The organism is Senegalimassilia faecalis (assembly GCF_004135645.1).
GTDB classification, from domain to species: Bacteria; Actinomycetota; Coriobacteriia; order Coriobacteriales; family Eggerthellaceae; genus Senegalimassilia; species Senegalimassilia faecalis.
This window is the reverse complement of sequence record NZ_SDPW01000001.1, coordinates 2,647,950-2,674,404: the sequence shown is the minus strand read 5'-3', so window position 1 is coordinate 2,674,404 and position 26,455 is coordinate 2,647,950. Positions and strand designations below refer to the sequence as shown.

Below are 26,455 nucleotides of genomic sequence, written 5' to 3'. Positions count from 1 at the left end.
CGGTGGGGATGCCGGCCCTCGCGGGCCTTCGCGAATCCGGCGCTGCGCGCCGCGTCCCGGGCATACCGGCCGACAAGCCGAGCAAGGGGGCCTTGCATCGGCGGCCGATCGGGGAACCCAGGCAAAAGCCCGCAGCGTTGCAAGGCTTCGCGGAAGCTTTTGCGAGAGCAGAGGACTCGCGCCGGCAGATCGCGGCGAGCATGCCGCACGCCCGCGGCCGCGCTTGTCCAAAAGGCCCCGAAAACGGCCTTGGGACGGGCAGCTGCGCCGACGCAAGTGCGCCGAGAGCAATGCGGCACCGGAGGCGCCGCAGGAAAGGAGGCGGGGATGTACGCGAACCCCAAGGAGACGACGTTGCTCAGGCTTGACGCGACCATGAAGCGCAGGAGCAGGGAGCTGCTCGCGCTGCACGGGATGACCCCGACGGAGGCGTTCGAGGAGTACATGGACGAGCTCGTCTACCGGGGCGGGCCGCCCATGAGGGCGAGCCGCGAGGCGAAGGTCAACACCATGAGGATCCGGTTCGAGGCCTTCATGGAGAGCGGCCTCGGGGCCGGCGAGGAAGGCGAGCGCCCTGGGGAAGGGGGCGCAAGATGAGCTGCAGCGCGAAGATGAGGAAGCTGTTAGCGTCAATATATTTTTCACCATTTTCACCAACGTATTTTCGCCAATCGCGCCAACGCGGATGCGCCGGATTCGCCAACGCTGATGCGCCGCTTCCGGCGTCTAGGCGCCCTCCTCCTTCCCGTCCTCACCGCCGATGGATACGTCCTTCAGGCGATATGACCGTCCCGTTATCTTGATCATCGCGCAATGGTGGCAAAGCCTGTCGGCCACCGCCGAGGCCGTGACGTTGCTGCCGAACACGTCGCCCCACCTGCCCACCGGCACGTTGGTCGTGACGATGGTCGACCGCTTGAGCGCGTAGCGCCTGTTGACCAGCTGGAACAGCAGGTCGGCGCCCTCCTTGCCGATGTCGAGGTAGCCGAGCTCGTCTATTATCAGCAGGCTGCAGTGCTCGTAGAACCGCATCCTGCGCGCCAGCGCCTCCTTCGCCGAGGCGTGCTTGAGGTCCTCGACCAGCCTCGAGCAGTCGGCGAAGTACACCTGCTTGCGGGCCATCACCGCCTCGTGGCCTATGGCTATCGACAGGTGGGTCTTGCCGACGCCCGGGCTGCCGACGAGCACGACGTTGTCGCCGCGGTCGATGAACTCGAGCGTGGCCAGCTGCTCGACCAGCCCGCGCGGCACGCTCGGCTGGAAGCCCCAGTCGAAGTCGGCCAGCGTCTTTATGTAGGGGAAGTTGGCCATCCTCGTGCGGCGCTCGTCGTCGGCGCGCCGCTTGAGGGCTATCTGGGCGTCGGTGAGCTCGAGCATGGCGTCGACCAGGCTCTTCCTCCCGTCGGCGACGAGCCTGACGTACTCGGGCACCGACGACGCCATGCCCTCGAGCCCCAGCTCCTCGAGGTTGGCCGCCAGGCGGTTGAGGGGGCTGGCCTGCACGGCGGCGCTCACAGCGAGCCCCCTATCGAGTCGAGCAGGCCGAGGTTGGCCGCGGCGGCCGCCTCGATGTCGCCGGCGGCGTCGCCGAACCACCGCTTGCCGGCCATGGCCTCGGCGTAGTGCGCCGGGTCGTAGGCCGGCCCGCCCGCCACGTGCGTCGCCACCAGCTCGCCGCCGACGTAGCAGTCCATCGCGCCGCCGGGCATGCAGACGATGCGGGCGGGCCTGCCGATGCAGCGCCTGGGCACCGACATGGGCTCGCCGTGCGCGCTCACCAGCATCGTGGCCGGCACCCTGGCCACGCGCACCACGTCGCCCATCGCCTCCTCGAGGGCGCGCAGGTTGCCGACGGGCAGCAGCGCGTCCTTCTCCTCCATGAACAGCGCGGAGGGCGGCAGCCCCGTGGTCTCGTTGGGCTCGGAGTTGCTGGCGTCCTCGATCCGCGCGACGATCTCGTCGATATCGTCCCAGCCGTCGAAGTCGCCCTGGTAGGCCATGAGCCGCGACAGGAAGCGGTTCGACGACTCGACCTTGCCCTTCGTCTGGGGGCTGCGCGGGCGGCACAGCTTCAGCTCGAAGCCGGCGGCCTTGGCGAACTCGTATGCGCGCTGGACCTTGAGGCGCCTGCCGCCCTTGATCGTCACCAGGGCGGACATGTTGTCCGTGACCCACTCGCGCGGCACGCCGCCGAGCCTCGCGATCGTGGCGTACATGCACCTGACCAGGTCGTCGGTCGTCCTGGTCCTCGACCGGATGAATATGTGCCTGCGGGAATGGCCCAGCGTCGCCGCGAACACGTTGAACTCGAACAGCTCGCCGTCGCGGTTTGCCATCTTGACGGACTCCTTCCAGTCGAACTGCAGCTGCAGTCCGGGCGGCGTCTCGAAGCGCGGGTGCGGCTCCGGGCCCCCGGAGGCCCCGACGGCGATGCCGTTCTTGCGCATGAACTGGGTGAAGGCGTTGTAGCCGGCCAGGTCCTCGCCGGGATACCTGTGCAGCAGCCACTCGTGGATGCCCTTCTTGGTGACTCCCGGCAGTTGCGCCTTGGCTGCCACCTCCTCGATGTGCGCGTCGAACGAGCCCGCCCTGTCGCCGCGCCCGTCGTGGGGCCGCCCGCCCTCGGCCCTCCAGTACGACGCCACGGTGTGCCTGTCCTTGCCGTAGCGCTTCGCTATGTCGCTGAAGTTGGGCTTTATGCCCGCTTCCCTGTACATGTCCAACTCTCCGATCAGGTTCTTCTCCGCCACGGCCCGCTCCTCCCGAAAGCATCGTTCGCTCGTCGATCGAAGCGTAAGTCCCGGCGTTGGTGGAAATGGTGAAAATGCGTTGGCGCAAATGGCGGGATTGCGTTGGCATGATTGGTTATTGAGCGTTGGTCAAAATGGTTGTTTTTACAGTAGCGCTAACAGAAGCTGTCTGTGAGGATCGACGCCGACCTGAAGGCGGCCTTCGAGGGCACGCTGCGGGGCATCGGCGTCGACCCCACCTGCGCGATGAGGAGCTTCGCCTTCCAGATCGTGCTCGAGGGGAGCATCCCCTTCGACCCCGTCGACGCCGGCTTCGAGGCGGGCGGAAAGACCGCGGTGACGTCGGTCAAGATCCCGGAGGACGTCGCCGGCGAGATGGAGTCCGTGCTCAAGGGCCTGGGCACGAACTTCTCGCAGGCCGTGAGGCTGCTCGCGCTGCAGACGACCGCGCTGGGAGGGATGCCGTTCGCCGCCGGCATCCCCCGGGAGGCGAGTTGAGGGGCGCCGGCTTCCCGGAAGGCCCTGGGCGCCTTTTCTAGGCGAGGCGCCCTGCCCGCTTCGGCACCCCGAGGCGGGCAGGGCGCTGGTGCGGACGTCACGCAAGCATCCCTTTTGCCGAAACGGAAACAAAATTATGCGTGAAGTGGAGGGCGGCAACAGACGGCGCCGCAACGTCGAGGCCCCAAGCCCGGCAAGGTATAATTCGAATCATCGAACGCGAAATAGGAAGGCAGCCCGAATGAACCTAGGCAGCGAGAGCGAGACCGTCGAGTTCAAGAAGTCCACTGGCGAGCATAAAGAGGCACTGCAAGCCATCAGCGCCATGCTGAACAAGCACGGCCGCGGCGAGCTCTACTTCGGCGTGAAGGACGACGGCAATGTCATCGGCCAGGATGTCAGCGACGCAACGCTGCGCCAGGTGACGTCGTGGGTGTCCGACAAGATCGAGCCCGCGGTGTTCCCGACAGTCGAGCGCCTCGACGCCGATGACGAGCTGCGCTACATCAAAGTTGCCTTCTCGGGCGCCGACGCCCCCTACTCAGCAGACGGGCGCTATTTCACCCGCGTGGGGACTTCGAACAAAGCGCTGTCGGCCTCGGAGCTGAGCGCCATGGTCATAAAGCGCGAGCGCGCCCGCAGCCCGTGGGACTCGCAGCCGTCCGGCAGGCCCGTCTCCGACGCCGACGAGCGGGCGGTGCGCGACTTCGTCGAGCGCGGCGGCAGGGCCGGGCGCGTCGGAGGCGGGTTCGCCGGCGTGGAGGACGCCTTGGCCAAGCTCGACCTCGTCGCGCCCGACGGCAGCCTCAGAAACGCCGCGGTGGAGCTGTTCTGCGAGGGGTCCGACACCTACCCCAGGATGAAGCTGGGGCTTCTGGGCGGCAACACCAAGGCCAAGATCCTCGATTTGCGCCGCGAGTGCGGCACCATGCTCAAGCTGCTCGACTTCGCCGAGTACTTCGTGACGTCGAACATCAGGCGCGAGTTCGTCATCGGCGAGACGGGCATGTACCGCAAGGAGATCCCCGAAATCCCAGCCGAGGCCATTCGAGAGGCGGTGGCCAACGCGCTGTGCCACCGCGACTACACGACCGGCACGGCCGTCGAGGTGAACGTGTTCATGGACACCGTCCAGATCGTGAGCCCAGGCCTGTTTCCCGAGGGAGACTCGCCGGAGAGGCACCTTGCGGGCATCGCCAGCGAGTTCGGCCTGCGCAACCCCGCCATCGCGCGCACCCTGTTCCGCGCCGGCGTCATCGAGCAGTACGGCACGGGCATACCGCGCATCAAGGAGGCCTGCAAGGCCGCCGGCGTGAGGTTCCGCTTCGAGCAGACCGTCAACAGCACCGTCGTCGTCTTCGGGCGCCCCGGATCGCAGGTCACGGTTGCGGGGGATGACCATAACTCCGAAGGTAAAACAGCATGCGCCACTAACGATGGCTCGTGGGGCACAATGCTTGACAGCCTGGGAAAAAGCGAACGCAAGGCCATGGAGCTCGCTGCCGCCAACGGGTCGGTGTCGACGAGCGTCCTGGCCGAGGGTGCGCAGATTACCAAGCGCGCCTCGTCGGCGGCTCTGAAGAGGCTCGCCGAGCGGGGCCTGCTCGAATGGGTGGGCAAGAGCGCCCGCGACCCAAAGCAGTTTTACCGCATTCCAAGTGACGACCATCCTGCTTCGTAGCTACTCCGAAGTTCTTCGTAGCTACTCCGAAGTTCTTCGGAGTAGCTAAATCCGCTCGAAGCGTTTTCGACCAAGCAAGCACGGCACCATCACCAGCACCCGGCCGAAAACGAGACGCACTCATGAACGTCTTTATCATAAAGCTGAGTATGCAGAAAAGGAATGGATCGAGAATGATGCGCAGTCGTAGACTCCATGCTCAGAAAAAGGTCCTGTTCTGGCTAGGGAGCTCATGGAGAAAGAAAATCCTACCCAAACCCGTCAGCAACGCAATCTGGAAAAGGGCCAATGACGTATTAAGTTGCGAAGAACACGAGCGGCAGATCAGCTCCGATACGTCCCCATTCGAGCAGAACATAAAAATCCCAGACGGCTGTCGGGTACGCATGGGCGGTCTTTGGCTGGTAGAGCTCTTCCCATCAAGTCTGAGCGATACCCTCCTTAAGCAACTTGATAAAAGCGGTTGGGACGGCGTCCACGCTTACGCACTAAACAGAAATCCCAACTCGGAAAAGGCACGTGAGGCTCGGACAAAAGAAAACATCGGGTGGTGGCGTCTGGGTCATGACGTCGACAAGGGATTCCGTGGCTTTGCGCCAAACGCCGTATTCCTCGATCTCCCGCATGGGTTCGAATCGGTTGAATACAATGCCATACAGATTGGCTCGAGCCTGACTGTCATCTCGGCTTTTTTCTCGCCAACCGAAGAGATGAGAACAAAGCTCGATGCCGAATGGCACGCAGAGCACGAGCCTATCCTGCTAAAACAGCGGGGTAAGAGACCGCGAGCATTAAGCCGCAGGGAAAGCGACATACACGCTACCCAGCTCGCACGCAACGAGGCGTACGAGAAGGCACGCAATTGGCTAGAGAGGCGCTGCAAAGGGTTCTTTTCGAGGAACGAGCTCAAGACGCCAGCTGCCGACTTGCTCCTGTTTGAAGGATTTGACCCCACAGAAGAGACAATGGGCAAAGACTATCGAGATGCTGGCCGAGCGTTGGGGCTTGACAGCACGTTCCATTGGATATCTACAGAAATGCCAAATTTGGCAGCTATTCCCCTTGATGATCGTCATAGCGATTTCGATTTTATCGGCATAGTCGGAAACATAGAAAATGCAATAAAGCCAATTGCAAAGCATCTGTCACTGTACGGGAATAACGAGGAGCGCGCCATCGCCTACCACTACGCTAAGCATGTTCAGGATATCCTGCTTCAAATCTGCATGGTCAATTACTCAAAATACATGCTGGAGTTATATGCCAAGCGCAGAGACGTTGCCTGCAGGGAGTACAAGCGTCACAGCCTCAAGAAAACAGAGGGGCTTCGCTTCGAAATGCTCACCGACAGCCTGGATATAAAAGAGGCGTCTCATGATGCCGCCATGCTGTGGGAAATAACTTGGAGACAATGGAACGGTCTGGAGGACTTGAGGTTGGCCGAATCCCCCGAGCTTCGTTCAAAGAATGGCAACCAATCAAACTCGGAAGTCGACTTGCTCAGAAAGTTTAAGAACGTGGCAAACAGAAATTTCAAGCTTTTGTTGGAGAGGGATTCAACGTACAGAGACATTCTCGCCACCGCGAGTTCCATCGGCGCCGACATTGCAAGTGAGCGCTTGAGCAGGGTCGCCATAATCGTTGCGCTGATATCGTTGGTCGTGGCGATCGCCACCCTGTGCTCTCCCTTAATCCACGCCAACGGATGACGGCATCTCGCCGCTGTTCTCTCTTGGCGCAGTCGACCAGCGCCGCGCGAGAAGGGCTTACGTTGCGAGAACCCATCGCCGACGAGAATCAATCTTTGAGGCCACCCGCGCGTCTCTCCGACTCTTCCCCTCCGGACGTCCCGACGCCTGGCTTGCCGCTATGTAGCCGCCTCGTTCAATCGACAAAGAGTCAATTACGGTTATTGTTAGGCCCTGTTCCGTCGCAGCAAGATGCCGCGTCGTTGACGCTTGAGGCACATCCGCTGTAGCGAATGTCTGAAATATTCGTACAATTGCAACGCATAGGCCCATACGCTTTGCAACAAACCCCAAGATGCCGGTAAACGCCGTCAACGGAAAGGAAACCGCCATGGCCGACAAGTACGAGGAGATGGCGCGCCACTAAGCAAGAGTATGCCGCAACCTTGCAGGAACCAGATACAAAGTGCGATAGGATGGTTCCCTAAAGTCAATCCGATGGAACCGTGCTATCGAATCCCCCACGTGTATTTTAGCCTCCATCGTTGTAGGCACTCAGCTTTCAATACAACGTGTCACAGGCCCTCATGCCAAACTAATACCAACGATGTGGATGATCATTCGAGAACCGGGCGTCGCTCTCCAAGGTAATCCATGGCGAAGAGGCATCGTACGTCCGCCTGAATCTTTGGTTTTCTGGAATCTGGTCTAAAGCGTAAACGCATGCCTTCCTTGGAAGAGGCGCAACAAGATCGTTCGTCTTCCCTGGGTTTGTCTCCCACAGCAAAGACAGGCCGCAGCATTAGAACGACCCCCTATTCGTGCGGAGATGAATGGCAAAGTTCAATAGCGACTTCGGCGGCATCTCGATTAGTCGCGCAACCCCCTACCACGGATTTCGAAGCTTTCAAATGTGGGGCACTCGCAGCCTTTTCTCCCGTAGCACTCAATCGAAGCAAAGACGTGCTCTATATATCTAACTTGATATACGAGCAAATGGCTATTCTTCAGCCGAACAGTCAGCCTCCGTATCGCCTCTGCGCTGGCAACATCCCCTTCTGCTTCATAGGCTATCTTGGTAAATTGCCCAACCGGTTTTTCAACCGCCGCGATTGTGACTGAATCGACCCAATAGCAAGATGCCGAAGAAAGCCACGCTAATTGCTGCGAGCAAAGACTTCCTTGCGCCACAGCGACAGCAGGCGTGAGTCCATATTCACGACGCTCTTCGAATGCAAGCACAGCATTAAACACTCTGTTTGCATTCAAAACATACGTTCCGCAATAATCACCATACAGAAATGAAAAAGAGTTGCTTATTGCGGCGCGAAGTTTTTTATAGCCATACGTGTAATATTCTCCAGCAAAACAAACTCCACTTTCGTCATGGGCGCATTTCTCGGATTGCGCATATTTTATTAGAAACGCGTCCCACATTTTCGATATGTATTTCACTGCCAAGACGACACTGCCTTCATCCGACAGCGCTTTGTCGGATTGCTGCTGCATAATGCCCGTTGTTTTCGCTAAGCCAAGAGGGAAAGCGATTCTTTCTAAAATGCGCACGCCCGCCGGGCGATTAAAGTCCTCAATAGCCATTATCGAGAAAAAGACCGCCCGCAAAAGAATATCGTTTTGATAACGCTCCGGAAGGCAGTGTCCGAATCGCTTTTCGTAAGAAAATAAGTTCTTCTCGCTCATATCAACCTTTGCATACGAAGCGAAGGAATTAGAGCGTTTGTCCTTGGGGAGCTGGTAGTTGGTTAGCCAAATCCTATATTTGCGACGTGTAGTTAAAGAAACGATGACCTGGACAATCACGTAGAACAGCGCAACTTCCAGCTGAAATGCGAGATTTGACTGGTCGAAAACGGCAACGCCTGAGTTAACAAACTTTCCCATAACGTAATAGTCAACGGCAAATGCCAAGGTAATTGACAGCAACGCCTCGAGAAAAAGAATTTTTATTTGATACGAAAGCTTGCCGAGTCCGCTTTTCTTAACAGCAATCAGCACCCAATACATTAGCACGGGAAGCCAACGGTATTCAGGCTGCACGTGCAAGAAAAAGCATGAAATAGCTGAAAATGCTAGTGACAGGAAGCTGCAACATAGCACCGGAGATACTACTCGGTATATCACATTCGAGGGCCCATTGTCCGAATCATACCGCTCTTCCAGCTTATAGCTTGTAATTGCAACGGGGCCTAATTTCCTCACAACGGGTAAAGCAACCAAGGCAATTGCAAAATATGCAATAAAGCATATTAAATCAAACGTCAACTCGCACCTCGCACGCTAGTGTTTCGTAGAAGCGGAACACGAATTCGCATCCCTTTGTTAGCCATTCTAACAACAAGACCCGCTTGGCAGCGGGTCTTGAAAAGCAACAATATATTCTAATGTTTCTTGTTACCGCCCTTGCTCCTTATACCTAGCCTCAGTGGCCGCCTTGGCCGGGCGCCACCAGAGCTCATTTTTGCGGTACCACTCGATGGTCTTGCGCAGGCCCTCGGCGAAGTCGTTGTGCTGTGGGCGCCAGCCGAGCTCGTCGCGCAGCTTGGTCGGGTCGATGGCGTAGCGGCGGTCGTGGCCGAGGCGGTCGCGCACCCAGTCGAAATCCTCGGGGTCCTTCCCCATCATCTCGAGGATCATGCGCAGCACCGCGATGTTGTCCTTCTCGCCGTCGGCGCCGATGAGGTAAGTCTCGCCGATGCGGCCCTTGGTGAGGATCGTCCACACGGCGCTCGAGTGGTCCTCGGTGTGGATCCAGTCGCGCACGTTCTCGCCGGTGCCGTAGAGCTTGGGGCGCACGCCGTCGATTACGTTCGTGATCTGCCTGGGGATGAACTTCTCCACGTGCTGGTAGGGGCCGTAGTTGTTCGAGCAGGTCGATATCGTGGTGCGCAGGCCGTAGGTGCGCGTCCAGGCGCGCACGAGCATGTCGGAGGCCGCCTTGGTGGACGAGTGCGGAGAGCTCGGGCGGTACGGCGTCTCCTCGGTGAAGCGCGCCGGGTCGTCGAGCGCCAGGTCGCCGTAGACTTCGTCGGTCGAGACGTGGTGGTAGCGGACGCCGAACTTGCGCACGGCCTCCAGCAGCCGGAAGGTGCCCTCCACGTTGGTCTTGAGGAACGGCTCGGGGTCAGCGATGGAGTTGTCGTTGTGGGACTCCGCCGCGTACTGCACGATGGCGTCGTGGCCGGGGACGATCCTGTCTAGCAGCTCCGCGTCGCAGATGTCACCGACCACGAGCTCGACGCGGTTGGCGGGAAGCCCCGCGATGTTCTCGCGGTTGCCCGCGTAGGTCAGCTTGTCCAGCACGGTCACGTGCACCTCGGGGTGGTTCTCGACCACGTAGTGCACGAAGTTGCTGCCTATGAAGCCGCAGCCGCCCGTGACGATGATGTTCCTAGGCTCGAAAACCTGCTCCATGCCTTTTATCTCCCTGTCGAAACTGCCAATGTGCAAAATGAGGGCTCGGCCGAGCCCCGGCCCCTAGCCTTCCCCGCCCGCCTCGGCGGCGACCGAGAGCAGGTACCTGCCGTAGGCCGTCTTCTTCAGGCCCTCGCCGAGCTTGCACAGTTCGACTGCGTCGATGAAGCCGCGGCGATAGGCGATCTCCTCGAGGCAGGCGATGTAGTAGCCCTGGCGACTCTGCACAGCCTCCACGTACTCGGCGGCCTTCAAGAGCCCCTCGGGCGTGCCCGTGTCATCGCCCACAACGTTTCTCCTCGCTAGCGCCATCTCAAAGCAAAAAACAGTACTACCGCCCCTGTGCCTTATACCTTGCCTCGGTGGCCACCTTGGCCGGGCGCCACCAGGCCTCGTTTTCGCGGTACCACTCGATAGTGGCTCGAAGCCCCTCGGCGAAGTCGTTGTGCATCGGGCGCCAGCCGAGCTCCGTCTGCAGCTTGGTGGAGTCGATGGCGTAGCGGCGGTCGTGGCCGGGGCGGGCATGAGCGACGGCCTGGCGAAGCGGTGCGGCATCGACAAGGAGGCACCCGCCAAGACCGGCGTCCCCACCGGCATGGTGGTGAAGATGGAGCCGGAGTTCAAGCGCGAGATGAGGTGGTACTGCTCCGACATGTGCGTGACGCCCAACGGCCTCGTGCACACGTTCCTGGGGCAGGTCGTCTTCGAGCTGCGCGTGCCGTTCGACGACTGAGGGGAGCGCGCCACCTCGAATCGCACCGCCCGCTCCCAAGGGCGCGGACGGAAAACCAGGGGCGATTCCGGCCCTGCCGAGCTAACAGGGTCGACGACTCGCGCGCCCGGCAAATCGGCCGCGCAAACTGCCGAGATGAGATGAAGGTATGCGGCGCCTGTATAATCAAGCGAGCGCCAAAACCAAAAGGAGGCCCGTATGGAGGAGACTGTCCTGATCAAAGACCACAAGCCCCTGCTCACGGTCGAGCAGCAGATCGAGCACCTCAAGTCGAAGGGCGTCACGTTCGAGCTGTGCTCCGAGGAGGACGCCGCCGAGTACCTCTCCGAGCGAACCTACTTCTTCAAGGTCGCCGCGTACCGCTCCCTCTTCGAGAAGCGCGTCGGCGGGCCGCGCGACGGCCAGTACATCGACCTCGACTTCGGCCACCTGAGGGCGCTCGCCTCGCTCGACCGCGACCTGCGCTACGCGCTGCTGCCGCTGACGCTCGACGTGGAGCACGCGGCGCGCACGAAGCTGGTGCGGATCGCGACCGAGCGCGATGGCGAGGACGGCTACGCCCTCTCGCGCGACTACATGGCGGGCCTCAACCACAACGAGCGCCGGCGCCGCGAGGGCGAGGTCAACATGATGGGCAACGACCTGTTCTGCGGCGACCTCGTCAGGAAGTACGGCGGCGGCCCGGCCGAAATGCCCATCTGGGTCCTCATGGAGCTCTTCTCGTTTGGGAGCTTCATAGACCTCTACCTCTTCTGCGCCGAGCGCTGGGGCGACCGGGAGATGGTCCACGAGCACTACATGCTGCGCCAGGCGAAGTCCGTGAGGAACGCCTGCGCCCACTCGTCCGACGTCCTGAACGGCGTCGCCGTCGTCGACGCTAGGATCGGCGCCGACGCGGCCGTCACGAGGGCCTTGGCGGAGGCCGGGCTGTCGCACCGCGTCAGGACGGCCAAGATGAAGAACCCCCGCATCAGGCAGATCACCACGTTGATGTACCTGCATGCGCAGCTGGTGCCCGAGGGGTCCGGAAAGAAAAACGCGGCATCGAATCTAGCGGGCCTCGAGAAGAGGCTGCTCGAAATGAGCGACTTTGCGCCCGCCAATGACGTCGTCCGGTCGACTGTGGCTTTTTTGGCGAAGCTGATTGACAACTGGTTCCGGTAAGGCATAATGGATTCAGATAAAAAAACCCACAGGTTTTGTAAGGCGGAGTTGCGAAAGCGGTTCCGCCTAGTTTTTTATCTAGGAACGATACCTCGCTACTTCAGGACCATGCCCCCCGATAGTGGAACAACAGACAAGCCTAAGCAAGGTGCACGCAACGGATTCCATACTCCAGTTCAGCTACACAAGCTCGAACGCTGCAAGAAGCAGTCTGATAGAATCGTCTCATCGCATTGGGCCGCATGAGAGGAATATTCCATGCCGGAAATGAGCAACAGTCCCTTTTCTTTTTTAAGGGTAAAAAGCATCTACGAGATTCTCGATGGGGACACGCATTTCAAATCCAGTAAGCTCGACGAAGAAGTCAGCCTGCCTTACCAGTCGGGACCGAAACTCGTACAAACCCTGAACGCCTTCGGCAAACCCAGCGATTACGGGGGATGCAGCCGTTGGCAATACGTTGAGAAGCTGCTCGACCACTGCATCGCCAACGACAGGGTCTCGGACATGTTTGCCTGTTTCTTCGACCTCTCCCGCTTTCGCGACGACCTTCAAGGGTTCAGCGCAGACGAAATCGAACGTCGGCACGAGGCTATTGTCGAAGCCGCGATCGAGGCTATCAACGGCGAGCTTATTTTCGGGCGTCACGAGTTGAGGCGGATCGGAAACGCATATGCAGTTTCCCCGATAGACGCCTCGCCAACGATGGACACCCCTTCCATCAAGGTCATCGACCGCCCCTACATAAAGGATATGGCGGACAGAGCCCACCGCGACATCGAGCAAGGCGATTGCGACAGCGCCCTCACCAAAGCGAGGACGCTGCTCGAAGAGACCTTCTGCCAGGTCATAGAGCGCAAAGGAGAGATTCCCTCGACCAGCGGCGATATGGGAAAACTGTTCGCGCAAGCCAAGAAGCTCTACAACATCCACGCCGACGCAACCATGGATCGCCGCATCTGCGACCTCGTCAACGGCCTCAACAAGATAGTCGATTCCATCGGGCAGATGAGGAACAAACAGGGTGACGCGCACGGAGTCGGCGCGGCAAGAGTCAGAATCGAGGATTACCATGCCCGCCTCGCCGTGAACGCTGCGGCCAACGTCGCGGACTTCATGCTCTCGGTGGCGAACAGGGTCCGGCGGGAAGAGAAAACCGGTCAACCCTGAAAACAGCAAACCGTTCCTCGAGCGTGAAATGTTCCATACTGCCCTTGGCGCGGCAAAGGCGGGTCATCCCTTCGTTCTCAAGCTTCCAACATAGCTCAGGTCCATGAAAGGTCCCCTGCCTAGATCATCCAGCCCATCAATAGCATATGGGTTCTCCGCATACACGTGGACATAGCCAGCCTCACATTGGAAGGCTATGTCTTTTGCGGTGTTCTGGCATATGTGGACATAGCCCCTGTAGTAGTCGAGCACGTCGCTATCCGCTTCGCCGATTACGACAAGCCCCGGATCCATCTTCTCCATCCAGCTTTTCGGAGGCCTGCCAGACGAGCGACCGTGATGAGGAGCAAAGAGGATGTCGAAGGGCTTCAGCGCGACATCATCCTCGATCTTGGACATGAAGTCGCTCTCCAAATCGCCCATCCAAACAGCTCTTACCCCGTTCTCAAGCGAATAGGTCACGATCGGCGAGATGTTGTTCGGAGACGACCCTTCGGAGGCTTTTTTGAGAGCCTCCTTGAAATGCGCATTCCCTGGCTTCGGCCATAAAATATTGATTCCAGAGCTGCCGTACTTCTTCTCGTCGTCGTCTCGGTTCATCCAGCGACGAGAGCACCCTTCGGTCAAGTAGAACGCCTTGTCGGAATCCCTGAGCTCGCAATACCTCCTGAACGACTCCGTCTCTTCGGCTTCCGTCGCCTCGTTTTTCACGCAGTAGAAGTTCACTATCCGCAATCGATCATCGAGGTAAGGCAGCCCGTGAATATGATCCTCGTCCGGATGGGTCGAGATGAACCTCGTGATGGCCTTTTCTCTGGATTCCCTTTCAAGCTCGTCGACGATTTCCTCCTTGCGACCATCGACCAAGTTGCAGTCGATGATGCTGAAGTTGTCGCTGCCATGCTTTATGTAGCAGGTGTCGCCATTCCCCACTGAGAACGACTTGATTACGCTGCCCATGTTCACTCCCTCCCATCGCTTGCGATATCGCAAGCGATGACCGTCGTTACGAGACGCTTAGCCTTCCAACGGGCAGAAAGCCAACTTGCCGCCGCAAATACCCCCACTATCGCAAGGGACGTTAATGAAACAAGGGCCTCCCCGCAAAGCACCATGCCCGCCACATTGCATACAACGGATAGTAAAAACGTTGAAAAGCCGAGCGCGAAAGCATCGCGGCTGTACAGATGCCCCAAGTTGTTCGACCTGACCGAAGCGCTTGAACTGTGCTTTCGATAGAGCTTGTACCACTCAGCATTCTGATACCGCGAGGCTTCGCGAGAATCCTTACCCTGAGCGTTTTGAATCTGAACACTGTATCGCTTGCGAGCCTCGCTCACGTCAAAGCGGAAATCCCCGGGCTCCCCATTCTGGATCTCGGTGAAAATCGTACACCCGGGACGCTGCAAGGACCACCTGCAAATCTCGGGATACAGAAGCCAGTCCTTTATCGAATAGGGAATCGTGTTTTCAACCAAAATCCCGACGACGTAGGACAGCGCCAGAAATGCAGCGTAGCAGGCGACCGATTCGAGCGGCGACCCCGACTGCGGCATCCAAAGGCTCAAGACAGACACTAGCCTCGGCGAGAACAACACGACGACCAGCGAAATAGCAAGACAAGTGCACTTGTATTCATCGCTATAGCCTTCTTTCATGTCTTTTGGTCCACCTTCTTCACAAGTAGCCGCTATTCTACGCGATCGATCAGCGCCCGCAGGTCCTCGGCGAAGCGCTCGGCGGGGACACCGTAGCCCTCGTGACCGGCGCACTTGGATATGAGCTTGCAGTTGAGCAGCTCCATCTCGCGCCACTGCAGCTTCTCGGCCATGTCGATGCGGGCGGGGTCGAGCATGCGCGACAGGTCGTTCACGCAGCCCAGCGCCCGCCTGCCGTGGGTCTTGCTGAGGCGCGCCTCCCCTGCGAGCTCGAGGTAGCGCGCGGCGTCGAGGCCGGCGCAGCTGACGGCATCCTCGACGAGCCGGAGGGCTACTTCGTCGATATGCCTCCAGTCGGCCGCGGCCATCCTGGTGATGGCGCACAGCCGCGTGGCTGCATTCGACGCGACGAGCAGCTTGCGCTGCCCGAAATCGACACGCGCGAGGTCCCAGTAGAAGAGCAGTTCGCCCTCCTGCGCGGCCGGCAGGGTTCCGGCAGACGCCATCTTCCTGACGACCTCAGTCAATCCGATCTCCATGATGCTTCCCCATCCGCAATTGCCTTTAACCGAATTGTACGCGGTATCTGCCGGTGCTCGGGCAACGAAAAATATTTGCGCACTTTGAGGTAGGGGATGCGGACAAATAGTTGGACCGAATCGGTTCGGGTATCGCGGAGAGGATATGAGCACTTTCGTACGGAAAAAGTCAGCATCCCCAAATGGTGAAAACTGCATTGACGCTAACAAATGCAGCTCATCCTCATGGACGCGCTCCTGCTCGGAGGCGGGGCTGCGATCGTCCGCGAACAGCTCCTCGGGGTTCATCACCCCCTCCCCGTCACTTCACATGAGCTGGCTGAACAGTATCGGGCGCGTGGTGACGCCCTTGATCTTGACAATGCAGTCGTAGCTGCTGCGGCAGCCTCGCGATGAGGGCATGTTTCCTCCCCTGGGTCAGGGAGCGCGGGATTGCGCTCCTGCCCACAGGTCGAGGTCGACCCACTCGTCGAAGGTGATAGAGTCTCGGTTGCGACGGGTCTGTCAGTAGCAGGTCAGGCCGGGCTTGACCAGCAGGCGCTGGCGCTGGTAGTCGTTGTAGGTCGCCACCTCGGCGGGCAGCGCCGGGCGCGGGCCCACCGTGGACATGTCGCCGGCCAGCACGTTGATGAACTGGGGCAGCTCGTCGAGGCTGAGCCTGCGCAGCCACCTGCCAACGCGGGTGACGCGCGGGTCCTCGGCCATCTTGAACACCGGTCCGGTCTTCTCGTTGAGCTCGCGCAGCTCGGCCAGGCGCTCCTCGGCGTCCACGCACATGCTGCGGAACTTGTACATCTGAAACGTCTCGCCGCCCTTGCCCACGCGCCGCTGCTTGAAGAGCACCGGGGCCTTCGGGTCGTCGGCCTTGATGAGCGCGGCGATGATCGCGAACAGCCAGCAGAACGCCACCAGCACCGCGGCCGAGAACGCCACGTCGAACGCGCGCTTGGCGAAGCGGTAGGCCAGGCGGCCCTCGATGCCGGCCACCGGCCCCTCGCCCAGCTCCTCGCGCAGCCGCCCTGCGCGCTCGACGCCCTGGCGGCGGCGCTCCTGGGCGTCAAGGTCGCACGCCGCGCCGCTTCGCACGGTGTTGCGCGCGGCGGCGTTCTTCGGCGCGATGGACTCGAAGTCGACCACCTTCGCGTCGGCCTGCTCGGCACGCTCTTCGGCGGCCTTGGCTGCAACAGCTTCGCTAGCCACTACGGCGTCACGCCCAATCCCAGTTCATCGTGCTTTTCTGACGAGGTTAAAGCCAACCTTTACTTCCTTTTTCCTTCCCATGATTTCAAGCTGCAGGTATGCCTCGTGCTTGCGGCGGTCGATCTTGGTGATGGCGCCCTCGTAGCCCACCAGCGGGCCGGAGGTCACGGTCACCTTGCCGCCTTCTTTGAAGCCCTCGGACATCTCCACCACCCGGTATCCCTTGCGCGTGAACGCGTCGATCCAGGCGGCTTCGTCGTCTTTCAGCGGAATGAATGCGTTGTCGTTTCCCAGGATCCGGGTGAGCTCGGGCACGCGCTTGAGCGCCGTGTCGAGCACGGCGGCGCTGCCGGTCACGGCCACCAGGTAGCCCGGCAGCAGCGGACGCTCGCTGTCCACCCACTTGCCGTCTTGGCGGACCTTCGTCTTGAAGCGCGGGCTGAAGCACTCTTGCAGCACGTCGGCCGCCGCCATGCCGCGCTCTTCGGCGAAGTCCGCGGCCGCGCGCTTGATCTTTTTGGCCACCGCTTCCTCGCGGCCTGCCATCACTTGGATCACGTACCACACGGCCCGCACCCGCCTTTCGCCTCTCGACACGGCTTCGCCCCTGCCCCCGCAAGGAATGGCGAAACGAAAACGCATTCATTCCCGCAGGCTTGTACGAACGCCGAACGCGGCATCGCTTTACACCTGCGGGTCCTCATAACCCAAACACTGCAGTTTCCTGCGCCGCGGGCGCTGACGGGAGGTTGCCCCGCCCGCGCGCCCGCGGCGCAACAAGCTGCGATTTCGAAGCTGCGTGCCGCCGCGTTGCGGGTGGCGAAGCGGCCGGCCGGCAAGTGGCGGCTGCTTGGTGCCGCGCGCCCTTGAGCACCCGGCCCCGCGCCCGCCTTCGCGGCCGAAGCGCGGCCTGACCGCAGGCAGCAACCCGGCCGCTAGCTTTTCTCCGGCACGTTGAGCGCCATACGCTCCACCACGTCGCGCCCGCCTTCGCGGCCCACGCGCACCTCGCACACGCGGCGATGCCGGTCGACCTTGGCCACGCGCGCCTCTTGGCCGGCAAGCGGGCCTTTCGTCACGCGCAGGCTGCCGCCCTCGATGACGCCCTCGCTGGCGCGCAGCACGCCCGCGCCGTCCATGGACGCGACGATCCACTGCCGCACGTCGTCGGCCAGCGGCACCGGGCGGCCGCCCTCCTGCCGCGCGTCGCCGTGCAGCCCCAGGCGATCCAGCTCGCGCCCGAGCGCCGCCGCGTCGCGCGACACGACGAACACGTAGCCGCGGTACAGCGGCTGCGTTTGCACGCTCCACACGCCGGCGCGCTTGAACCAGCGCTCGCGCGACACGACGACGGCGTCGTCGAGCGCGCCCGCCGACGCCAGCTTGCGCAGGCGCTCGGCGGCAGCGGCCTCGCGGCCTTCCGGCACACGCACGGGATACCAGCGCAGCGTGCCCTTCGGCACGCGGCGGCCGGCGGGAAACGGCGCAGCTGCCGACTGACGCTGCGCGCGCGCCGCGTTTCCACTAGCGTTTTGCGCTGCTCGCCGTGCCGCCGCCATGCCGCCTTCCTTTCCCGAAACGCGCCTGCAACCAGGCATAAGGCAACGGCGCCGCGTCACCAGGGACGCGGCGGTCTCTTCGCCAAGTTGCAGAAAAGTACGCTTTTTTGCCACTTCGAAATTAGCCCCATTATACACATCGATTTTTGCATAACCGCAGGTCGGTTAGCGTTCATTACGCGAATCTTGCAATTCATAACCCAGTGGCAAAAAAGTGTACTTTTCTGCCTTCCAAAAATGTCATTTCACCTGGAGAAACGACCTATTTGATGATTTTGTGGTTCTCCTCACGCAAAAATGACTTTGCATGCGGGGCTCCACGCTCGCATGCGCACAAAAAGCCGTCCTTCCAGCTTTCTGAGAGACATTGTTCGTAAAATCTGGAGTTGTATTCCAGATTTTGCAGGGCTTGTGCGGTGCCTGGGCCCAGGGCGTGCGAGTTACTTGATTGCTGGCGTTACGTTTCATTTGGTGACGCGCCTTTGGCGCTTTCTGTTTGGGGCGGAGCTTTCGCTTCGCCCTACGGAATCGGGCTGCAAGGCTTAAGCGCTTACGAGCCTTCGGCGACCGCATGTCAAAAGTGGCAGACCGTCCCAGCGTGCTGGCGAAACGCGGGGTGCGAGCCTTCGGCAATCGCACGATCTAAGCCAAAGCGAATTGCGGTGCGTTCCGCATATGGGACGTTATTGGTCGCTGACTTGGAGTTGGACGCGGGTATAATGTTTCGCATGTGGCCCCGGGCCGCGTGAACGAGGGAAACAACGTACCGAAAAGGCCGAACAATGTCTAAGCCCGCCGCTAAAAACGGCAACCGCATCATCCACATTCTTATGACGGCGCTTACCGTCGTGCTTATCGTGCTGTTCTTCAACATCCTGTCGTTGGTGGCCGACATCCAGGGCACCGCGCGCGTGGTGAACTACGCCGGCCTGGTGCGCGGTACCACGCAGCGTATCGTGAAGCTTGAAGACGCAGGTCAGCCCCAGGACAAGCTGCTTGAGGCCGTGGACTCTTACATCAACGGGCTGCGTTTCGGCAGCGACGAGCTGAACCTGGTCAGCCTGAACGACGACGAGTACCAGGCGAAAATGACCGAGTTGGCCGCGTACTTCTCCACGCTGCGCGACGAAATCAACCGCGTACGCGACGTAGGCTACGAAAATACCGACATCATCGCGAAAAGCGAGGAGTTCTTCGGTATCTGCGACACGACCACGAAACTGGCCGAGGAATACTCGCAAGAAAGGGCCACCGCGCTCAACCAGCTGGAAAACGTGGTGTTCGCCGTGATCGCCGGGCTTATCGCGCTCATGGCCATCGAACTGGCGCGCGCCATCCGCACAGCCGCGCAAAACCGCGCGCTGCAAAAAAAGGTGTACCTGGACGAGGCCACGGGTCTGCCGAACAAGAACAAATGCGAGGAAATCCTGAGGCGGGAAACGCCCACCTCGCCCGACGCGCCCGTGGCCATGTGCATGTTCGACCTGAACAACCTGCGCACCATCAACAACAACTTAGGGCACGAGGCCGGCGACGCCTACATCCGCTCGTTCGCCGAACAGCTGGCCAAGATTGCGGGGCCGGCGTGCTTCGTGGGCCGCGACGGCGGCGACGAGTTCATCGCCGTGATGCAAAACGCCAGCCATGCCGACGTAGAAGCGCAGCTGGCGAAGTTGCGCGCACTGTGCGCGGAGTATTCCCAGGCCAACCCCGCCATGCCCATCAGCTACGCCGCTGGCTGGGCGCTGTCAAGCGATTTCGGCACGCCTACGCTGCGCGAGCTGTTACGCGAGGCCGACAAGAATATGTACATCGACAAGAACCGGGCCAAGCGCGCTGAGGCCGCCGAGATGCAGCAGCACGACCGCCTGACGCTCAAGCGCATCGAGAGCATGGGCTACCGTTTCTCCGATTGCCTGTACTGCGACGCGCTGCTTGACCAGTACCGCGTGCTGCGCGCCTCGTCGGACGCGTTTTTAGCCGACAGCGGCAACTACACGGGCGCGGCGGTGCAGATTGCGGCCGAGCTGGCCGCCGACAACGACCGGACGCGGCTGCGCGAGCTTCTGCAGCTTGAGCACCTTCGCCAAACGCTGGGCGAGCAAACGCCGACGCTTACCGCCCCCTATCACCTGAACACGCACCACGGCCGGCTGACCGTGGTGTTCCTTGACGGCGAAAGCGGCGCGCTGCACCACTTCGTCGTGGGGTTCGAGCCGTTCCACAGCATCGAGTCCACGGAAAAGCAGCAGCTGTCGCGCTACTACGACCAGATGAAGCAGTCGTTCATGGAAAACGCGCACTACGTGGACGCGTTGCTAGAGTCCGCGCAGACGGCCTATTCGGTGAACCTGACGGACGACGAGCTGGAGCGCGCGTTCACGCAGCCGTCCGAAGAGCGCTTTGACCTGGGCATCGAGCCGCCGTGCTCCTACGACGCGTACTGCCGACGCCGCTCGAAGCTTATCGCCGACGACACGGCGCAAAGCTACCGGCTGATCGACACGTCCGAGAAGCTGTTGAAGCGCTTCGAAGCCGGCGCCAGCGAGGTGACCATCGAGTACCGCGAGCGCACGAAGGGCGGCCAAACCATGTGGCTGCAGAAAAGCGTGCTCATGTCGCGCGACACCGCCTACGACGCCGAAACGCAGCGCGACCGGCCCGTGGTGCGCGGCATCATCCTGCTCAAGAACACCTCGGCGTTCCACCAGCACGAGGAAGAGGAGAAACAGCGGCTTGAGCAGGCGCTCGAAACCGTCGACTCGGAGAACAAGGCGAAAACCGAGTTCATGAACCGCATGAGCCACGACTTCCGCACGCCCATCAACGGCATCTTGGGCATGCTGGAAATCATCCGTATGAGCAACCAGGACCCCGAGAAAACCCGCGAGTGCCTGGAGAAAATCCAGCTGTCCGCAAACCACTTGTTCGACCTGGTCAACGACGTGCTGGATATGAGCAAGCTCAGCTCGGGGCAGATGGTGCTTGAGCAGGTGCGCTTCGATTTGGAAGCGCTGATGGCCGATGTGCGGTCGTTGGTGGACGCGCAACTGCAGGAAAGCAACATTGCGCACCGCAGCTATCACGTGAACATTCGCCACGCGCACCTTATTGGCAGCGACCTGCGGCTGCGGCAGATTATGCTCAACCTGTTCAGCAACGCCATCAAGTACAACAAGCCCGGCGGGTCGGTGAACACGTACGCCACCGAGCTTGGCTGCACGGGCGGCGTGGCGCGCTTTGAGTTCAAAATCGAGGACACGGGCATCGGCATGAGCCAGCAGTTCATGGACCAGCAGCTGTTCAAGCCGTTCACGCAAGAGGAGCTGGGCGCGCGCACGCACTATCGCGGCACGGGCTTGGGCATGTCCATCGTGAAGTCGCTGGTAGATGCCTTGGGAGGCACCATCGACGTGCAAAGCCAGCAGGGCGTGGGCACCACCATCACGTTCTGGCTGACGTTTACCATCGACGACGCTGGCGAAGCACAGGGCCCGGGGTCGGACAAGGCACAGGACATGGCGTCGCTTGAAGGCAAGCGCGTGCTGCTGGTTGAGGACAACGACCTGAACATGGAGATTGCGGAATACTACCTCGACGCCGCCGGCGCCGTGGTGATGAAGGCGTGGAACGGCAAGGAAGCGGTGGCCGCGTTCGAGAAGTCGGCGCCGGGATCGATCTCGCTGGTGCTGATGGACCTGATGATGCCCGTGATGGACGGGCTTGAGGCCACGCGCGCCATCCGCGCGCTTGACCGCGCGGATGCGGCAAGCGTGCCCATCATCGCCATGACCGCGAACGCGTTCGACGAAGACCGCGAGCGCACAAAGGCCGCCGGCATGAACGCGCACCTGTCCAAGCCGCTCGACATGCGAGCACTCATCGACGCCGTGAAGAGGTACGGGCGCTAGAGGGCGGCCCACGAGCTGGGTGCGGCCCGCAGGCCGGGCGACCAGGCGGACGCGAGCGACGGGACTTGCGGGACTTGCGGGCCGGGCGACGGCGCGAGCCCCCGCGGGCCGGGCGACCGGGCGCGTGATGCTGCGGTTCGGTCGCAGCCTGGGCAATGTGGGACGGTATTGCGACTCGACTACAACCCAGGCGGTTGGGCGGGCGCGCGGGCGACGGCGCGCAGACGCGCGACCCGCGAGGGGGCTCGATTTGCGCGGCAGGTGGCGACGCATGGCTTGCGAGCGTTACGAGGCTGCAGTCAAGGCGGCGGCGCCTTGACCCCCTTGGGAACCGACTTCTTATCTTGCAATGGTCCTCCCCGTCCTGCGCAATGGCAAGAATCTGCCATTTCTGTATCTTCATGCACAATTCAGCGGCCACGTGGCAAGAATCTGGGCTTTCTGTAGGCGCAAACCCCCCTTCTTGATACAGAAACACCGGATTCTTGCCAATTCGAGCCGTGTAGGGAGCGCGCCGGCTACAGGAATCCCCAATTCTTGCCATTGAGCACCCCTTGAGGCACGTGCACATACAGAAAGGCCTTTTTCTTGCCACAGAACGATACAGCGTGCTGAATTATGCGGCGCGATTCGCGCTTCCTAGTAGGTGTCGAGTTTGCGCTCGACACTGCGAGGTGGGGTTGCGGGGGCTTTCGTTGGTGCTGTTCAACGCATCTTGTTCCGCATCATTTGCGTATCAGAATATAACCACTTTCGGCGTTTGCCCAGTTCAGGTGGCACACCCTCTTTGGGGTTATGCCGCTTGTCGGAGAATTTACTCCCTTGCTGGCAGCAAAACGGAAACATGGCTTAGCAGTAGTAACGTTTAGGACGGCGGAAATCCGGATCCGCCTTCTGCATTTGAATGTAGGCGACTTCAATCTGCGTGAAGCCCTTTGCATTCATCAGCATTCTGCACTTTGCCAGCGCGAAGGACGAGCGCGCGGGCAAACCTTTGGCGCGAAGGCGAGCGCGCCTAAGAAACGCGAAACGAGACAAACCCATACACGCTGCTGCATCCTTTGCCTGCGCCCAAAAAGCAATCTGCGCGCGCAGCGGGAAAGGCGAAGAGCCTGGCGTATTGCGCGCGCTTCACGCACACGGCCGCACGGGCGGCCTGCAGCGGCGCCTCACCTGCAAGCGGCCTTCACACTTGCAAACTGCCTGGTCACCGGCGTGTTTGGGAACAAGACGAGAGGGACAACCATGAACCTTTCACGTAGAGGATTCTTCAAGGCAACGGGAGGAGCGCTGGCCACCACGCTGGCGTTCGAGCTTTCCGCAACCACTCCCGCCTTCGCCGAAGAGACGAAAAAGGAATGGAAGCTCGAAAAGACCGAAGAGGCCACGAACATCTGCTGCTACTGCGCCGGCGGTTGCGGCAGCCTGTGCTCGTCGCGCAACGGCGAACTGATCAACCTTGAGGGCGACCCCGAGCATCCCATCAACGAAGGCGGCCTGTGCCCGAAGGGCGCCACGATGCTCCAGCTGCGCAACATCGTTGACCCCGAAACGCGCGAGGTCATCAAGAACCCCGACCGCATCACGCGCCCGATGGTGCGCCGCCCCGGCGCCAGCGAGTGGGAGGACATCTCCTGGGACGACGCCGTGGCCGAGATCGCGCGCCACGTCAAGAACACGCGCGATGCCACGTTCATCGAGAAGAACGAAGACGGCCTGACCGTGAACTACACGCCGGCCATGGCCAGCTTGGGCGGCAGCCAGGAAAACTCCGAAGAGCAGTACCTGATCCTCAAGATGATGCGCTCGCTGGGCATCGTTGCCGTCGACAACCAGGCGCGCGTGTGCCACAGCTCCACCGTTGTGGGCCTGGCCCCCACGTTCGGCCGCGGCTCGATGACCAGTCACTGGACCGACATGGCCAACGCCGACTACATCCTGCACTGCGGCTCGAACAGCTGCGAGAGCCACCCCACTTCCAGCTTGCACCTGCACCGCGCACACGAGCGCGGCGCGAAGTGGATCGTGGTTGACCCGCGCTACACCCGCACCGCCGAGCAGGCCGACATCTACTGCCCGCTGCGCAGCGGCACCGACATCGCGTTCTACGGCGGCATGTACCACTACATCATCGAGAACCTCATCGAGCCGGGCCTGGCCGAGTACAACCGCACGGGCGTCAACCCTGCGAACTATAACTTCGAGTACTTCGTCAACTACACGAACGCCAGCTACCTCATCAACCCCGATTTCGAGTTCGACGCTGCAACGGGCCTGTTCAGCGGCTGGGACGAGGAAACGAAGACGTACAACAACGAGACGTGGCACTACCAGACGGAATCCGTCGAGGAATGGGACACGTCCGCAACTGGCGATTACGCGTGGGTGAACAAGCCCGGCACGCCCGAGTTCACGCCGCCGGCGTTCAACAAGCCGAAGCGCGACATGACGCTGCAGGACCCCAACTGCGTGTATCAGCTGTTCAAGAAGCAGTACGAGCGCTACGACATCGACACCGTGTGCAGCATCTGCGGCATGGACCACGACACGCTTGAGCTGGTGTACAAGACGTACAGCGAATCCGGCGCGCCCGGCAAATCCGGCACCATCCTGTACGCGCTGGGCCAGACGCAGCACTCCTACGGCGGCCAGAACACGCGCGCCATGTCCATCCTGCAGCTGCTGCTGAACAACATCGGCGTCCCCGGCGGCGGCGTGAACGCGCTGCGCGGCGAGCCGAACGTTCAGGGTGCAACCGACATGGCCATGCTGGTGGACGAGCAGCCCGGATACCTGAAGTGGTCGAACACCACCGACCGTTCCACGCTGCGCAAGTGGCTGGAGTCGCAGACGTACTCGGCCGGTTACTACACGAACAAGCCGAAGTTCATGGTTTCCGCGCTGAAAGAGTGGTTCGGCGACGCGGCAACCGTGGAAAACGACTACGGCTTCGACTGGTGGCCGAAGGTCCCCTCGGGCAAGGGTGCGCAGGACTTCACGCACATCTCCACGTTCGAGCTGATGGACAAAGGCATCATGAAGGGCTACTTCAACTGGGGTATGAACCCGTGCCACTCCGCCCCGAACGCCAGCTTCGTGCGCCGCTCCATGGCCAAGCTTGACTGGCTGGTGGTGGCCGACCAAGTGGAAACCGAGTCCGCGTGCTTCTGGAAAGCGCCCGACATGAACCCGGCCGAAATCCAGACCGAGGTGTACTACCTGCCGTGCGCGCTTATTTACGAGAAGCCGGGCATGATCTTGAACTCCGGCCGCTGGATCCAGTACCGCTTCCAGGCGTGCGAGCCGTGGGACCAGGCAAAGCCCGACTACGAGATGTGCGACCTCATCTGGACCGCCATCTGCGATTTGTACCGTAAGGAAGGCGGCGCGAACCCCGACCCCATCCTGAACACGAAGTGGGATTACTACGTCGATGGCAAGATGGACCCGTGCCCCGTGGCCTGGGCGCTCAACGGCTACCGCATCGCCGACACCGATTGCAACTGCGATTCGAAGAACCCGAAGACCGACCTGCTTGCGGGCTACTCCGAGCTTGAGGCCGACGGCACCACCGCGTGCGGCATGTGGGTGTACTCCGGCTTCTGGAACAACAACAAGGCGCCGCTTGACGCCGCCGAGCAGCCGTGCGCTTCGCGCGACCTGACCGACCCCACGGGCCTGGGCCTGTACCCGAAGTGGTCCTACGCCTGGCCGAACAACCGCCGCATCCTGTACAACCGCGCGTCTTCCGATACGAAGGGCAAGCCGTGGAACGAGAAGAAGGCGCTGTGCACGTGGAACGGCGAGAAGTGGGAGCTCAACGACAACGCCGACTTCGTGGCCGTCAAGGGCGGCAAGCCGATTCCGCCGAACAACAACGCGTTCTTCATGACGTGGGAGCAAAACGCGCGCCTCATCAGCTACGGCATGGTGGACGCGCCCATGCCCGAGCACTACGAGCCCTTCGAAAGCCCGCTTGAGAAGAACATCATCAACGGACACCTGTCCAACCCCTGCATCAAGTTCGCCGAGAACAAGTCCACGGCGCACGCCGACTGCAAGGAGTTCCCGTACGTGGCCACCACGTATTCCGTCACCGAGCATTGGCAGACGGGCGGCCAGACGCGCATGTGCCCAGCGCTCATCGAGTCCATGCCCGCGCAGTTCATCGAGATTTCCGAGGAGCTGGGCGCCGAAAAGGGCATCAAGAGCGGCGACATGGTGCACGTGTGGAACAACCGCGGCTCGGTGGAGATTCCCGCCGTGGTCACGAAGCGCGTGAAGCCCATGACCATCAACGGCGAGAAGCGCCACCTGGTGGGCATGACGCACCACTATGGCTGGGCGGGCGTGCACGGATCGGACACGAACATGGTGAACGACCTGACGCCGAACGTCGGCGACCCGAACAGCTTCATTCCGGAGTACAAGGCGTTCCTCGTGAACATCGAGAAGGCATAAGGGGAAGGAGC

21 protein-coding genes are annotated in these 26,455 nt (G+C 61.2%); 9 read left to right on the top strand and 12 right to left on the bottom strand.

The features are described 5' to 3' along the window. The first annotated feature begins 327 nt into the window (after positions 1-327). Complete coding sequence (locus ET524_RS11130; protein WP_129425886.1) at positions 328-597, top strand: hypothetical protein; 270 nt, start codon at positions 328-330, stop codon at positions 595-597. A 129-nt stretch (positions 598-726) separates the two neighbouring features. Here ET524_RS11130 and istB read toward each other — a convergent pair whose 3' ends face one another. Together istB and istA are read right to left on the bottom strand one after the other, a co-directional pair. Further along, positions 727-1,515, bottom strand: coding sequence for an IS21-like element helper ATPase IstB (gene istB / locus ET524_RS11125; RefSeq protein ID WP_129423107.1), 789 nt, complete (start codon positions 1,513-1,515; stop codon positions 727-729). Next, the gene (istA, locus tag ET524_RS11120; protein WP_118449093.1) at positions 1,512-2,750 is read right to left on the bottom strand and encodes an IS21 family transposase; all 1,239 of its coding nucleotides are present in this window, start codon (positions 2,748-2,750) and stop codon (positions 1,512-1,514) included. Before istA ends, istB begins: the two co-directional genes overlap by 4 nt. Before the next feature lie 171 nt (positions 2,751-2,921). Here istA and ET524_RS11115 point away from each other — a divergent pair, with 171 nt between their 5' ends. The 3 genes from ET524_RS11115 (at position 2,922) to ET524_RS11105 (ending at position 6,638) form a co-directional block, all read left to right on the top strand. Further along, positions 2,922-3,248, top strand: coding sequence for a type II toxin-antitoxin system RelB/DinJ family antitoxin (locus ET524_RS11115; protein WP_129425884.1), 327 nt, complete (start codon positions 2,922-2,924; stop codon positions 3,246-3,248). A gap of 241 nt (positions 3,249-3,489) precedes the next feature. Further along, entirely contained in the window at positions 3,490-4,929 is a 1,440-nt protein-coding gene (locus tag ET524_RS11110) for an RNA-binding domain-containing protein (RefSeq protein ID WP_161566709.1), read from the top strand. 122 nt (positions 4,930-5,051) lie between these two features. Beyond that, positions 5,052-6,638 carry a hypothetical protein gene (locus ET524_RS11105; protein ID WP_129425880.1) on the top strand — a complete coding sequence of 529 codons (1,587 nt, stop codon included), beginning with the start codon at positions 5,052-5,054 and terminating at the stop codon, positions 6,636-6,638. Between the two features lie 849 nt (positions 6,639-7,487). Here ET524_RS11105 and ET524_RS11100 read toward each other — a convergent pair. From ET524_RS11100 to ET524_RS11090, 3 genes are all read right to left on the bottom strand, one after another. Further along, positions 7,488-8,900, bottom strand: a complete 1,413-nt coding sequence (locus ET524_RS11100; RefSeq protein WP_129425878.1) for a hypothetical protein — start codon at positions 8,898-8,900, stop codon at positions 7,488-7,490. Positions 8,901-9,029: 129 nt separating this feature from the next. Next, positions 9,030-10,049: a dTDP-glucose 4,6-dehydratase gene (rfbB, locus tag ET524_RS11095; RefSeq protein ID WP_129425876.1), complete on the bottom strand. Its 1,020-nt coding sequence runs from the start codon at positions 10,047-10,049 to the stop codon at positions 9,030-9,032. Positions 10,050-10,112: 63 nt separating this feature from the next. Continuing rightward, the gene (locus tag ET524_RS11090) at positions 10,113-10,337 is read right to left on the bottom strand and encodes a glycosyltransferase family protein (protein ID WP_201738796.1); all 225 of its coding nucleotides are present in this window, start codon (positions 10,335-10,337) and stop codon (positions 10,113-10,115) included. A gap of 235 nt (positions 10,338-10,572) precedes the next feature. Here ET524_RS11090 and ET524_RS11840 point away from each other — a divergent pair, with 235 nt between their 5' ends. The 3 genes from ET524_RS11840 to ET524_RS11075 all read left to right on the top strand — a co-directional run bounded on the left by ET524_RS11840 (position 10,573) and on the right by ET524_RS11075 (position 13,116). After that, on the top strand, positions 10,573-10,782 hold the full coding sequence (locus ET524_RS11840) for a hypothetical protein (RefSeq protein ID WP_201738795.1): 210 nt from the start codon (positions 10,573-10,575) through the stop codon (positions 10,780-10,782). 198 nt (positions 10,783-10,980) lie between these two features. Next, positions 10,981-11,946, top strand: a complete 966-nt coding sequence (locus ET524_RS11080; protein ID WP_129425874.1) for an Abi family protein — start codon at positions 10,981-10,983, stop codon at positions 11,944-11,946. Between the two features lie 258 nt (positions 11,947-12,204). Beyond that, positions 12,205-13,116: an abortive infection family protein gene (locus ET524_RS11075; RefSeq protein ID WP_201738794.1), complete on the top strand. Its 912-nt coding sequence runs from the start codon at positions 12,205-12,207 to the stop codon at positions 13,114-13,116. Between the two features lie 63 nt (positions 13,117-13,179). Here ET524_RS11075 and ET524_RS11070 read toward each other — a convergent pair whose 3' ends face one another. The 6 genes from ET524_RS11070 to ET524_RS11045 form a co-directional block, all read right to left on the bottom strand. After that, positions 13,180-14,076 carry a ComEC/Rec2 family competence protein gene (locus ET524_RS11070; RefSeq protein ID WP_129425872.1) on the bottom strand — a complete coding sequence of 299 codons (897 nt, stop codon included), beginning with the start codon at positions 14,074-14,076 and terminating at the stop codon, positions 13,180-13,182. Positions 14,077-14,078: 2 nt separating this feature from the next. Continuing rightward, positions 14,079-14,774, bottom strand: coding sequence for a hypothetical protein (locus ET524_RS11065; RefSeq protein WP_129425861.1), 696 nt, complete (start codon positions 14,772-14,774; stop codon positions 14,079-14,081). A gap of 32 nt (positions 14,775-14,806) precedes the next feature. Continuing rightward, positions 14,807-15,313, bottom strand: coding sequence for a DUF6933 domain-containing protein (locus ET524_RS11060; protein ID WP_129425859.1), 507 nt, complete (start codon positions 15,311-15,313; stop codon positions 14,807-14,809). A gap of 504 nt (positions 15,314-15,817) precedes the next feature. Then, positions 15,818-16,513, bottom strand: a complete 696-nt coding sequence (locus ET524_RS11055) for a sugar transferase (RefSeq protein WP_201738793.1) — start codon at positions 16,511-16,513, stop codon at positions 15,818-15,820. A 24-nt stretch (positions 16,514-16,537) separates the two neighbouring features. Continuing rightward, complete coding sequence (gene loaP / locus ET524_RS11050) at positions 16,538-17,080, bottom strand: antiterminator LoaP (RefSeq protein WP_161566708.1); 543 nt, start codon at positions 17,078-17,080, stop codon at positions 16,538-16,540. A gap of 368 nt (positions 17,081-17,448) precedes the next feature. Next, a complete protein-coding gene (locus tag ET524_RS11045; RefSeq protein ID WP_129425854.1) occupies positions 17,449-18,072 on the bottom strand; it encodes a hypothetical protein in 624 nt (207 codons plus the stop codon). A 782-nt stretch (positions 18,073-18,854) separates the two neighbouring features. Here ET524_RS11045 and ET524_RS11040 point away from each other — a divergent pair. Next, positions 18,855-21,983, top strand: coding sequence for an ATP-binding protein (locus ET524_RS11040; protein WP_129425852.1), 3,129 nt, complete (start codon positions 18,855-18,857; stop codon positions 21,981-21,983). An 849-nt stretch (positions 21,984-22,832) separates the two neighbouring features. On the opposite strand, the gene ET524_RS11035 is transcribed toward ET524_RS11040, so the two are convergent. Then, positions 22,833-23,027 (bottom strand): hypothetical protein, encoded by a 195-nt coding sequence (locus tag ET524_RS11035; protein WP_129425850.1) that lies wholly within the window; start codon positions 23,025-23,027, stop codon positions 22,833-22,835. Between the two features lie 201 nt (positions 23,028-23,228). On the opposite strand from ET524_RS11035, the gene ET524_RS11030 reads away from it, so the two are divergent. After that, a complete protein-coding gene (locus ET524_RS11030) occupies positions 23,229-26,444 on the top strand; it encodes a molybdopterin-dependent oxidoreductase (RefSeq protein WP_129425848.1) in 3,216 nt (1,071 codons plus the stop codon). Positions 26,445-26,455 lie beyond the last annotated feature (11 nt).